At 52.6% G+C, this 11,265-nt stretch carries 17 protein-coding genes; 16 read left to right on the top strand and 1 reads right to left on the bottom strand.

All coding sequences use genetic code 11. The features are described from left to right. Positions 1-318: 318 nt before the first annotated feature. The 15 genes from Q31b_RS12370 (at position 319) to Q31b_RS12300 (ending at position 10,533) form a co-directional block, all read left to right on the top strand. Positions 319-828 carry a four helix bundle protein gene (locus Q31b_RS12370; protein ID WP_231617516.1) on the top strand — a complete coding sequence of 170 codons (510 nt, stop codon included), beginning with the start codon at positions 319-321 and terminating at the stop codon, positions 826-828. Positions 829-855: 27 nt separating this feature from the next. Next, a complete protein-coding gene (locus Q31b_RS12365) occupies positions 856-1,275 on the top strand; it encodes a hypothetical protein (protein WP_146599954.1) in 420 nt (139 codons plus the stop codon). Positions 1,276-1,799: 524 nt separating this feature from the next. Then, positions 1,800-2,195: a hypothetical protein gene (locus Q31b_RS12360; RefSeq protein ID WP_146599953.1), complete on the top strand. Its 396-nt coding sequence runs from the start codon at positions 1,800-1,802 to the stop codon at positions 2,193-2,195. A gap of 131 nt (positions 2,196-2,326) precedes the next feature. Then, positions 2,327-2,635, top strand: coding sequence for a hypothetical protein (locus tag Q31b_RS12355; protein ID WP_146599952.1), 309 nt, complete (start codon positions 2,327-2,329; stop codon positions 2,633-2,635). 57 nt (positions 2,636-2,692) lie between these two features. Beyond that, positions 2,693-3,007 carry a hypothetical protein gene (locus tag Q31b_RS12350; RefSeq protein ID WP_146599951.1) on the top strand — a complete coding sequence of 105 codons (315 nt, stop codon included), beginning with the start codon at positions 2,693-2,695 and terminating at the stop codon, positions 3,005-3,007. Positions 3,008-3,205: 198 nt separating this feature from the next. After that, on the top strand, positions 3,206-4,120 hold the full coding sequence (locus Q31b_RS12345) for a hypothetical protein (RefSeq protein WP_146599950.1): 915 nt from the start codon (positions 3,206-3,208) through the stop codon (positions 4,118-4,120). A 135-nt stretch (positions 4,121-4,255) separates the two neighbouring features. Further along, the gene (locus Q31b_RS12340; protein WP_146599949.1) at positions 4,256-5,122 is read left to right on the top strand and encodes a hypothetical protein; all 867 of its coding nucleotides are present in this window, start codon (positions 4,256-4,258) and stop codon (positions 5,120-5,122) included. Between the two features lie 409 nt (positions 5,123-5,531). Then, positions 5,532-5,861: a hypothetical protein gene (locus tag Q31b_RS28200; protein WP_197171420.1), complete on the top strand. Its 330-nt coding sequence runs from the start codon at positions 5,532-5,534 to the stop codon at positions 5,859-5,861. A 291-nt stretch (positions 5,862-6,152) separates the two neighbouring features. Further along, a complete protein-coding gene (locus Q31b_RS12325; RefSeq protein ID WP_146599946.1) occupies positions 6,153-6,458 on the top strand; it encodes a hypothetical protein in 306 nt (101 codons plus the stop codon). 268 nt (positions 6,459-6,726) lie between these two features. Further along, on the top strand, positions 6,727-7,785 hold the full coding sequence (locus Q31b_RS12320; protein ID WP_146599945.1) for a HEAT repeat domain-containing protein: 1,059 nt from the start codon (positions 6,727-6,729) through the stop codon (positions 7,783-7,785). Positions 7,786-8,046: 261 nt separating this feature from the next. Then, on the top strand, positions 8,047-8,517 hold the full coding sequence (locus Q31b_RS12315; RefSeq protein ID WP_146599944.1) for a hypothetical protein: 471 nt from the start codon (positions 8,047-8,049) through the stop codon (positions 8,515-8,517). A 108-nt stretch (positions 8,518-8,625) separates the two neighbouring features. Continuing rightward, positions 8,626-8,820, top strand: coding sequence for a hypothetical protein (locus Q31b_RS12310; protein ID WP_231617515.1), 195 nt, complete (start codon positions 8,626-8,628; stop codon positions 8,818-8,820). Beyond that, positions 8,817-8,990 carry a hypothetical protein gene (locus Q31b_RS29010; RefSeq protein WP_231617514.1) on the top strand — a complete coding sequence of 58 codons (174 nt, stop codon included), beginning with the start codon at positions 8,817-8,819 and terminating at the stop codon, positions 8,988-8,990. Before Q31b_RS12310 ends, Q31b_RS29010 begins: the two co-directional genes overlap by 4 nt. Continuing rightward, positions 8,984-9,238, top strand: a complete 255-nt coding sequence (locus Q31b_RS29005) for a hypothetical protein (protein WP_231617513.1) — start codon at positions 8,984-8,986, stop codon at positions 9,236-9,238. Before Q31b_RS29010 ends, Q31b_RS29005 begins: the two co-directional genes overlap by 7 nt. Positions 9,239-9,456: 218 nt before the next feature. Next, entirely contained in the window at positions 9,457-10,533 is a 1,077-nt protein-coding gene (locus Q31b_RS12300) for an alpha/beta hydrolase (RefSeq protein ID WP_231617512.1), read from the top strand. 40 nt (positions 10,534-10,573) lie between these two features. Here Q31b_RS12300 and Q31b_RS29000 read toward each other — a convergent pair whose 3' ends face one another. Then, on the bottom strand, positions 10,574-10,810 hold the full coding sequence (locus Q31b_RS29000; RefSeq protein ID WP_231617511.1) for a hypothetical protein: 237 nt from the start codon (positions 10,808-10,810) through the stop codon (positions 10,574-10,576). On the opposite strand from Q31b_RS29000, the gene Q31b_RS28995 reads away from it, so the two are divergent. Next, positions 10,810-11,001, top strand: a complete 192-nt coding sequence (locus Q31b_RS28995; protein ID WP_231617510.1) for a hypothetical protein — start codon at positions 10,810-10,812, stop codon at positions 10,999-11,001. The genes Q31b_RS29000 and Q31b_RS28995 overlap by 1 nt on opposite strands. Positions 11,002-11,265: the final 264 nt, after the last annotated feature.

The following is an 11,265-nucleotide window of genomic DNA, read 5'->3' as shown; positions in this document are numbered from 1 at the left end:
CATTGAGATTGCAGTAGAATTCATGAGGCTTCTTTCGCATGTATTGTCGAACCACGATGTCCAAATTGTTGGTTACGACCATTAACACCAAGTGAGCGAATCCTCGTGATTCAGCTCGTTTATTACATCGAGAGAAGCCATTTTCGTTTAAAAATCCAATCAGTCCACCTAAGAGTATGTGCAACGGAGCACGCGAGTCGGGCGGTTTAGAAGTTGAAAATCTTTCGCGCGTGCCGGGTGACGCGTGACGTTCTGGCATCAAATCGTACTCGTACTCAGGGCGCAGCCCGGTACTCGTACTCCTACTCGAAACGAACCATGATGACCGAACCCGTCTTCGACCACGACCGACTCGACGTTTATCGCCTCGCGATCGATTACGTCGCATTGTCGTTCAACGTCACCGGATCGCTGGACGGTCTTCATCGCCACGCCCGAGACCAATGGCTACGCGCCGCGCAATCGATTCCGCTGAACATCGCTGAGGGCAACGGCAAACGTAGCCTCAAGGATCGCAATCGCTTTCTCGACATTGCCCGTGGATCGGCATTGGAATGTGCTGCCATTGAGGATGTGCTTGCCGCGACCGAAGGATTGAACGACGCACGTCATCGCGAACTCAAATCACTGCTCAAGCGGATCGTATCGATGCTCACTCGTCTGATAGCTCGCGGCGAATCGGTGTCCGAGTCGCCCGTCGAGTACGAGTACGAGTACCGCGAGGCTGAGTACGAGTACGATGGCGTGGACGAGCCAGAACCATCGATTGCACCGGAGTCGGCCACGACGTCTTGCGGAATACCAAAACCAATCGGGCCGACCCGGTGAATCGCCGACGTTCGCTGGACTAAATGGATGATCGAACCTCGTTCGGACTTGAGTCCTCGATCCGAGCGTCCACCGCTTGATGCTCCATTTTGGATGCACGCGGTGGTCCCCTTCGCCAGCCTCTTCGCCAAACGACTTCGTCGTCAGTACGATGTCCGCGTCGAGAGATCCGGTTTACTGCTCCAATCTGCACTGGAGTGTGCCAACCGACAACAACTTGAAGAACTGCTTGGGCAACCCCGCTATGCGATGCTTGGCGATCACTATGGGACATCGGATTCGGTGGACGGCCCAATCTCGGGCCCAGATCTTGTCGAGATCTATGAACGCGATGGTTGCATGGTCGAGGTCTGGTTCAAAGACGGAAAATGGATGACAATGAATGGCATGGCGTTTCCAACCAACTGGGAATTCCTTTCCGGTGCAATGAACGCCAGCGAACCATGAAATCGCTTTACGCTTGCTTGTGCACGGGAGGACGGGAGTCGCGTTTTTTGTCGACAGATACCTTCACAGCTGGATGCATCGACTCATACCTTTCGTCCAAGACGAAACTACCACCGCAAAAGGTTGCCATACTGCGTGAATGCAGCGACGACCTCAAAACTGCGCTGTCGGCCAATTTGCCATCGGACGTTCGCGTCTATTTTTCTCAACTACAGGCGATTGCAGAGCTGGTAATTTCTGACCACGCATCTCGTGATTGATGCACGGACGGTTGCTGCAAAAAGTTGCTTCGCTCGTTATACTGTCTTTTCCGTTAGGAGGTACTCGGCGTAGCTGCATACCCGACGTAGCTGCATACCCGACCAAATATGATTTGCGGCGGATCTCCAAGCGGTGGACGGGAGTCGCCACGACGACTCACGGCAATCTAAACGTTTTTTTTGTCCGACCACGTTATCCCAAACGTTCGTCGTCTCATCTTTATCTGCATGAACGAACCACAAGCGAAAGCACGCGAGAACTGAATGCATCCATTTGTCGAGACGATCAGCATTGCGGGCGGAATTGCCGCAGCCATCGTTGGTGCGGTCGTTCTGCTGACACTGTTCTATCGCGGACTATCGTGGATTACTGGCGGCGAGAAGCCGGATACAATCGCAGTACGCGGTGTTCTGAAGAAAGACACGCTCGCGACAGTTCACGTTGCTGGCCGAAAACCGTTCGAACGTGTACGATTTATCGGGTTCACAAACTCCCAATCGATGAAGACTCATCTTCCATGGGAATTGAATGGTATGGTCATCTTTGAAGACGAGGCCAGCACTCGCTTCTTGGTCCGGGCCAAAGACATTAAAATGATCATCGTGCCGCCGAATGGTGAACATGGAGATCAATTTCCAGCAACGGAATCGGATGCGTAAACGACGCTCGTAACCGACAACCCACATATCCACACGGCGACGAACAATGCGGTGAACGGGAGTCACCGATGACGCGGGTTGTAAAATCATAGTTTTTTGGCGGCGGCCCCGTTACCGCCAGCGTTCGTTGGATGATGACAGTTTCTCCCGCTGACAGAATTGCAGTTCGACCGCCACGCATCTTTCTTTGGTGCTTCGGTATCTGCGCGGCCATCGGATTGTTGGGCGGTGTTACTTGGAGCATTTTTGCCGATCTCAACCCCGATCTGATCTATCATCTCGACAAGGGCCATATCGAAGTGATGGTGTGTTTGTCTCTCGGTGCGATTGTTGGGGCGGTTCTTGGCATCATCGTTGATGGTGTGTGCACGATTCTTCGATTTGTTAAGCATCGTACCGCAATCGCTCAATCACTTGATGAAACGCGTATACTCGAATAGAAACTCAATCGTCCGCCCACGGTGACGGGTGACGTTATTTGCTCAAAAACTCGTGAAATGAACGCTGCCACCCCATACGAAAGCTCTGCAGTACAGAGCCGCGACGATGCCTACACATGTGTGCCGCGCGCGACCTGGATTTGGGTCACGGCGGGGGGCATTAGCGGTGCCGCCGCTCCAATTATCTTTGTGGTCCATCTACTCTATCGCAATTCGGCTTTTACGGCTGCATCGCCTCCAGAGCATGGTCTCTGCGGAGTGGGTAGGTATGCAGTGATCATCGGCAGTATTATCATCGTAATTGTCGGTCTGCCTGTTTGTGGATTGCTGGGTAGCTTTGTCGGATGGTTGGCTTCGAAGGTGAGGATTTAGCTTGGAAGTTGATTTTTTTGGAACGATTGTTCGCGTAGGCACGCAATTCATTGGATCCGCAAATAGCCATGCGGTGAACGGGAGCCTCCGATGACGCGGGTTTTGAAATCATAGTTTTTTGGCGGCGGCCCCGTTACCGCTGCCGTTATCTCGCTCGGATGAACTCCCATGTGTTGCTTCTCCCAACCCGTCATCTCCGTGAACAACACGCAGATCTTCGCTCGGCTTAGCGGCACGAGCACGCAGTTCTTGGCGTACCAAATGAATTACGAATCGCGCGAGCAAAACGCGATGATTCTTCCTCTTCCAGTCAAACAACCGGCCAACGCTGAAACGCTCAACTTCATTAACTTGAAGGAATACGAAGCATTCTTCGACGACTTGTCGGATGGATTTCCATTCCATTCACCGCCGAGCATCGGCTGTTCTGCTCCCTTCGATCCCACGTCTCGCCACGAACTCGAGGTGGTCGAGGTCGGCAACTACATCGCTTCGTTCGTGCCAACCATAGCGGACTTCGATCGCCTTGACTCCCAGTTCACCTTGCCAAATGAGATATGGGCAAGTATCCCCGAATACAAAAACTTTGGATTTGCTGTATTCCAGTTGGCAGCTGGATTGTTGAAACCGCACCCGATGGCCTTCGAGTTTCAATCTGCAACCGACGACCTATTCTTTCCAACGGTGCACATTCATGACGGTGAAGTTCACGATTCCGAGGACTTCGATCATGTCTTATATATGCAACACGCAGGATTGGACAGCAAGGTGTATGCCTATGAAAACTCTTATGTTGAAGATCAATCGACGGGCTTGATACGATCAAAATACGTTGCATCTCATTTTTGCAACCTCGATAAAACTGCCGAAATCATCGACGAAAATCTCTTGGTCCATCGAAAAATCATGAGAGGCAACCTAATAAACTCAGATACAATTTTCGCTATTGCGGGCGATCCGCTTAACCCTTCACTCAACTTTAGACCATGGTTGTCTTTTACTCCTTGGCTCATCGTTCTCGCTGGGATAGGCTGGTTCTTCAATCGTAGAGCAAAGCTCAAGAAGTTGCGTGAAACGAAACCGGCACAATATGACAGCGAAGGCGCGACATAACCAAGCGATCAACCGAAGTCGCTGAGTCGTCGTCTTTGCCAATAGAAAATCAATCGCCGCGACTCGGTTATCGCCAACGATTCGCCGACTGAAGAGTGAAGCGGTCCCTTTCCCATGGTCAATCTGGAGTTCAAAATGCCTCGAAATCTTTGGACGCTATTCAGTGTTCTTGTAGCTTGTGCTTGGATCTTCCCCGTGTCGGTCATCGGTGACGAATCGCCAAATGGGAAGGTTTCCGAGATCGTGGCGTTCTGTGAGAGGTTTCGCACAGAATTCCAGCCCACCGTGCTGAAAACATTTCGAATCGATCCTGATTCCAAGAGACGAGTAGCTCCAGATGCATCGAGCACGTCGTACTTTTCGTTCGATGGTTGCGTGTCTGGAGACAAGCTATCTATTGTCGGGGAAAATTCTTCATATATGTTCAAATTGCGGAGAGAGAGTGTTGATGATCATTGGTCGCTCTACAAGTCTCGTTCAAAAGAATTTGCATCGGAGAATGTGGGCGAGTGTGCGCCAGTGCAGGATTCCGTCATTCTTGCGAGGCAACTGCAGCATGAACCACTGAATGTAAATCACCTTCCGCTTGACGTCTTATTGACCCAACAAGGGACAATAATCGAAGAATGGAACGAGCGGAAGAATGGACAACTTGAAGTCAAGGTTAGCATCAATGATTCCAAGTCGGAAACAGACGATGGGCTCCCGATCATATTTGAGCAGATAACGATTCAGTTCCATCCTCGTGAAACGGGCTGGATTCCAATGCAGTACGAAGGGATTACTTCGGGTGGGGTGAAGCTTGGGACAACTCGCAGCGACGTAAGACAGGTCCTGGGCGCTATGATTCCAACGAAATCCACTTCCTATATTGAACGACCGGACGGATCGAGGACCGAATTGAGAGCGTTTGAATTCGCTTGGTTTGACTCCCCTGTGCCCCGTGAACGATTCCACCTACCTGCTTACGGGCTTCACTATGTGAACCTAAATGGGAAATGAGGTGAATGGTGACCGCATTTGCCCCTTTGAAATCAATCCTGACAGAATGTCGATGCGTCGGGGCTATGTGATCCTGCGTGGATCCAAACCGGTTGGCGGGATCGTTACAGTCATGAGTTGATGGACCAAGCCAACCCGCACACACCCTTGCATTGCATTCAATTTGTCAACCGACGAAACAATCGATATGACTCGGCTGCCGTGACCAGTGTTTTCCCCACCACAAAATGCGGCGAACCATCCGATAAACCGTGGTCGGCCAATAGCGTTTACTCTGTGTCAGCGTTACGATGGCCGACGCGGTGATCGTCGGCGCTCCCCAACGGATGAATCCAGACTTGAACGCTACCACGATTCTTGCTAACTCCTCTGGCTGATCTCCACCGCACTACGATTCAATGGTAATACTGTGAAAACCAAAACCACTCTCTTCGCAATCGTTGTTTTCCTATTGCCTGCTTGGTGGCTGTTCAGCATGGCGACTGCAAATGATCGCATCCCCACCCGATTTTCGAGCAGGAGTGAACAAGGGGAACCGCTGCCTTCTCCGGTCAAAATCAAATTTAAACTCAGTGAATCCATCGCCCTGCCAGACATTACGAACGGCAAACTGCCTGAAGGGCGTTCGATCGAGTACGCCGAATCTTCAATCACTGTCGATACCGATGGGCTGAACCTACTTGAGTTGAAACTTAAAGACGGCCGAAAGGTCACATTTGAATTTCGCGTCAAACCATGACTTTTGGCCCGCGAATGGACGGGCTTTGAACGGACGGGCTTTGAATGGACGGGCTTTGAATGGACGGGCTTTGAATGGACGGGCTTTGAGCGTGTAACAGACGACTTCGACCTGCCGCAGCGTGCAGTCGCGACTGAGTGAATCGAATACGACGGGGAACCAAGTGTTGCCACGGAGCCATTAGAATGAATGCGGGTGACCATAAGGCCGCGAGTCAATTTTTTCGAAATGGTGGGTCGTTTGCGCGGCCTCGCTGAACCCTGCCGTTATCCGACTCAAGAATGGACCGCAATGTCTGAACACTCCGTCATCATCCGATTCAAATACGAATCCACGAACCTTAAGGCGCTACACGACCTGGAGGATCAACTCTCGGAGGCAATCGAAGAAGCTGGTGAGGGTGAATGCGATGGTCACGATATCACGCCGGACATGCGTGATGCGACGATCTATCTGTATGGCCCTGACGCGGAGCTCCTGTACGTGGCTGCAAAGCAAGTGCTACAACAATCAGACTGTGTGAAGAGGGCTGTCGCCACGCTACGATTTGGTCCCGCCGAGGATGGCGTACCCGAGCGTGTTGAAACACTCGAATAGGCGTGGCACGGCAGCGGGACTCGATGATTCGACGATTTGCTGCGGTCGATGCGTTTGGTAGAATTTTAGTCAACGCCGATCGCCATGGCGGGTGACTACCCGCTGCGAAAGCGGCGAACAATGACATGCTTGGAAGGACGGATTGCGGCATTCGTTGCAGTGGATCAACAAGGTCCGTTCCCCGTGATGTCCGCCGTTCGTCGGACTGCGCATTAACCGCTTGATCGATACTTACAATCCCGCGAAGCCCTTCAAATGGAGCAAATCAGTGAATTTCAGTCTTCGATCCAACGACGGATCTTGCAGTACATGTCTGTCTCGTGTCCTGGTGTTGCTCGTTTTGTGGTCACTCTTTTCTATCAACGTTTCCGCCATCGCGAATGGACAGGACGCGGTAGAAACCGAAGCATTTGCCAAAGCGATTAAGGATCTGAATGATGGCTCGGCAAAGGTTCGTGACGCTGCGGCAAGCAAGCTCGGGCAGTTGAGGCTCAATCCGAAAGTTTCCGTTCTTGCGTTGACCTTAGCCCTGAAAGACGACGACATGCGAGTCCGTTCTAGCGCGGCTCAGTCCCTTGGTAAGTTTGGAGGAGATGCGAAGTTTGCGGCGGCCTTCCTCATTCAAGCAGTGGAGAAGATCAACCGTAGGCGTGATGCAGTTGGCGATAGCGTCGAGGCTAAAGCCGCGTACCCTGCTGCCCAGGACGTAATCTCGGATGGTTTTACATTTACGAGCAAGGAGACACTTTTCCTTTCCCACTGCATTGACGCACTCGGCAAAATTGAGGCCGATCCGGACACCGTCGTGCCAGTCCTCATGCACGCACTGAAGAACGACGATGAAGTGGTTCGAGCAGCTGCGGCATTTGCCATGGGGAACATTGGGGCAGACGCAAAGGACGCGATCACTCCACTCATCGCAGCGCTTAGGGACGAGAGCCCGGCAGTTCGACTTAGGGCAACGACGGCCTTTTGGAATTTTGGGCCGGTGGCATCCTCGGCGGTTCCCGCCCTCACCAAGTCTCTGGAAGATGATAGCATAATGGTTCGGATACGAGCAGCGGTTGCACTCCACAAGGTTGCCCCCGAAGGGCCCAACGAAGCAGCCGTCCAAGCATTAATCGATACAATGGGCGACCATGATTGGCGTTTCCGTAAAGAGGCTACCTACGCGTTTACCAAGATCGATCCGGATAAGGTAACGCCGGACGCGGTTGCCGCGCTGCGCGATGCCCAAACCGATGCACACGAGCAGGTCCGCGATATAGCCACCCTGACGCTGCGACAGATTGGATCCTTAAAAACGGCGGATGATCAATCGAAGTAGCCAGCCAAGTAAGCAGGACCAACCACCGCACTCCCGCCGCCTGCAGTGATTTGCACAACCTAAGCGACTTTGTCGTCCGGTCAATGAACGCGAATGAAAGAGAGCGAGCATCCTCGGCATCCCCATCACAAGTCACCCGCGACAAACCAGCGGATGCACCGGAGCGGGTCACGTCATCAAACGGAAGTTCCAATCTTTCCCGGCCCGCCCCGTGAATCGTAGCGTTGTTGGACTGAAACCAAAACCTGAACTTACCTCGAAATGTGGTGCCGCAATGAATCGCTTCCCTCTGGCCTGATTGTTTTGATTGCGTTGACGCCTTGCACTGGCCTCGCCGACACGCCGGTTCCCCCAGGGCACTCAACCGTCCACATCGTCTTCATCTCATCGCATACGCCTATGAGGATGGACGGCCAGCAGACAATGGCTCAGGTAGGCAACGCCGTTGTGCCTGTTGACGCGATTCGTCCAATCAGCATTTCCATTGATGGCAAGTTCGTGGGGCATGCGATGGTTGGGGTGTGGGACATTCAGCCCGTCTTCGTTCTTCCCGAGGGGCTTCACAAATTTGGATTTGCGATCGACGGCATAGATCCGGTATCGATTGACATCACCGTACTTGGTACTGGTTCCAAGCAATACCTGGTTGCAAAATTTCCTGCTGACGACAAGCAGGCTTCGGTCTCGGGCACGCGTGCTGATGGGGCAAGTTCCGGGCCGTTCGACAACTGACGGCGAATAACCATGAAAGTGGCACGTCCGGATCTGAGAGGGGGGCGAGGGTCAATCCGGCAAGGTTCGAATCTTGTGACACCACAAGCGGGAAACCGGTGGCAAGCAGTGAACACAAAGTGTAATCTAAACCAAAGTGACCCTGATCTACTCGCCCGCAGTCGGGCACGACGGTTGGCGGTCATCGAAGCGTTTACTCTGGCCGACGCGGTTATCGCTGGCGTTCTGGCACGAAGTGACAACGTACTCGTACTCAGACGCCAGCCGGTAATCGTACTCCTACTCGAATCGGGGTACCGATGACCGAGCCAATCTTCGACCACGATCGACTCGACGTTTATCGTCTCTCCATCGAATACGTTGCATCGTCGTTCACCATTGCAAAGGATCTCAATGGTTTCCATCGTCATGCCCGCGACCTGAACGCCATCGCCAAGGGAAGCAAATGTTGCATCGGATCGCGTCAATGTTGACGCGGTGGATTGCACGCTCGGAGGTCGTCGCCGAGGCTGCGACTGAGTACAATACTGGGGTCGAGTACGAGTACGAGTACCGCGTTGCTGAGTACGAGTACGATGAAGTCAGGAAGTCAGGAAGTCAGGAAGTCAGGAAGTCAGAACCAGGCCGCGCACCGAAGGACGGCTACCGTTCGCCGAATTCGTGCCAATTGGCTGACTCGGAATTTGTCTGCATTTGTCTGCGATGTAGTGTCCAAAGGTGAGGGCAAGGCGATCAGTTGATGGCGTCGATACCGGGAAGATTGTTAAAATGCTGCCACCGGACTACAGGTTCTTTCAATTATGGAGCATCATGATGACAGCTAGGTTCGTGGCGACGATTCTTGGCGTACTACTGACGCCCTCTGTCTTGCCGGCCCAAAACGATTCAGAGCAATTTTCAACGCGGTTGCAGCGTGATGACAAGAATGGTGATGGCAAGTTGACGAAAGCCGAGTTTACTGGGCCGAATCGGTTGTTCCAGCGGCTCGATGGGGATGGTGACGGACAGTTGATCCTGAAAGACGCGGCAAAGAAGCTGAAGGAAATGCGGGCAAGAGTCGGCGAGATGCCTCGACAGGGTTTCGGGGGGGCTGCGAATAGAACGCAACTGGAAGCTGCCCGCCCACGGGTACCGGGCGTCCGTCCTGAACGGAGAAGTCAGGTAAGACCGGACCATGAAAATGTGCGGTACGGTGAGCATGAACGGCATGTTTTTGATATTTTCCAGGCCGAAACGGAAGATGAAAAACCTGCGCCGTGCATGATCTGGATTCATGGCGGGGGATTCAGGAGGGGAGACAAGTCTGAAGGAAGCTTGTTCGCAAGATTCTTGACAAAGAATGGGATTCATTTTGTGGCCCTCAATTATCGCTTGAGTCACCACGCGATCGCCCCGGCTTGTTTCCATGACTGTGCCAGGGCACTGCAGTTCATTCGGCGAAATGCAGAAAAATGGAACATTGATAAATCACGAATTGCTGTTGGAGGCGGTTCGGCCGGTGCCGGTCTAGCGCAGTGGCTTGCTTTTAGTCCGGACCGTGCAGATCCAGCGGCGAAAGACCCAGTCATGCGTGAATCGACCCAGATATCGGCCCTGGTCTTGTTTAATGCGCAGACGACCTACGATTTCCGCTGGATCAAGGAACACATTCCCGGTGAAGCCTGGCGGGGCGAAGGTTTGCAGGAGCTGTTTGGTTACACCATCGAGAGCGTTGATGAAATCGGGGTCGAGAGATACCAACTAATCGAAGAGTGCTCCCCAATGCACCATTTCAGTCGAGACGCCCCGCCCATGCTGTTCTTCTACCGGAGGTCGAAAGATCCGAAGATTGCAGAGCAAAACGCGATGGACGGAATCCATCATCCAATCTTTGGCCTTGAGCTGAAGAAGCTTGCGGATGAATTGGGTCTTGAATGCGATTTGTTTACCGTTGAGAACGAGAAGGATCTTGCTTTCTACAATAGAAGGTGGGATTACGCGATCAAATTCTTAAGAAAGAATTTGCAGATGGAATAGCTCGGTCGAGGGAGGTCAGTGTGCGTCGTTTGAGCACGACCTATTGGTTCGGCGAATCATAGGATGCACGGGAGCCGGTACTCATACTCCTACTCGAACCGGGGTACCAATGACCGAGCCAATCTTCGACCACGATCGACTCGACGTTTATCGTCTCTCCATCGAATACGTTGCATCGTCGTTCACCATTGCAAAGGATCTCAATGGTTTCCATCGTCATGCCCGCGACCTGAACGCCATCGCCAAGGGAAACAAATGTTGCATCGGATCGCGTCAATGTTGACGCGGTGGATTGCACGCTCGGAGGTCGTCGCCGAGGCTGCGACTGAGTACAATGCTGGGGTCGAGTACGAGTACCGCGTTGCTGAGTACGAGTACGAGTACGATGAAGTCAGGAAGTCAGGAAGTCAGGAAGTCAGGAAGTCAGAACCATGTCGTCGCTTTACGCTTGCTTGTCAAGCGTCCTAGCCTGGATGATTCATGGGCTTGCAAATTGTTTTGCTAACGTCTACGCCTTCAAGCGTTTACGTTCATTGCTCGAAAAACAGTCTGCGTATTAGCCGTTTTGGCGTTAGCGGCCTGTCGATTTAATCGGTTTGACTCGACTGATTGTTTAACGCCAAGCCATAGGCGACCGCTTTTGGAAAAGCTGACGCCTTCGGCTAAGCGTTAAACGATTCAATCGACAGCCCGTTAGCCACGGTTCACACGGCAAATCACGCAGCCGTGGCT

The sequence above is a fragment of the Novipirellula aureliae genome (assembly GCF_007860185.1).
GTDB lineage: Bacteria > Planctomycetota > Planctomycetia > Pirellulales > Pirellulaceae > Novipirellula_A > Novipirellula_A aureliae.
The sequence above is the reverse complement of the archived record's forward strand: the minus strand, read 5'-3'. Positions and strand labels throughout refer to the sequence as shown.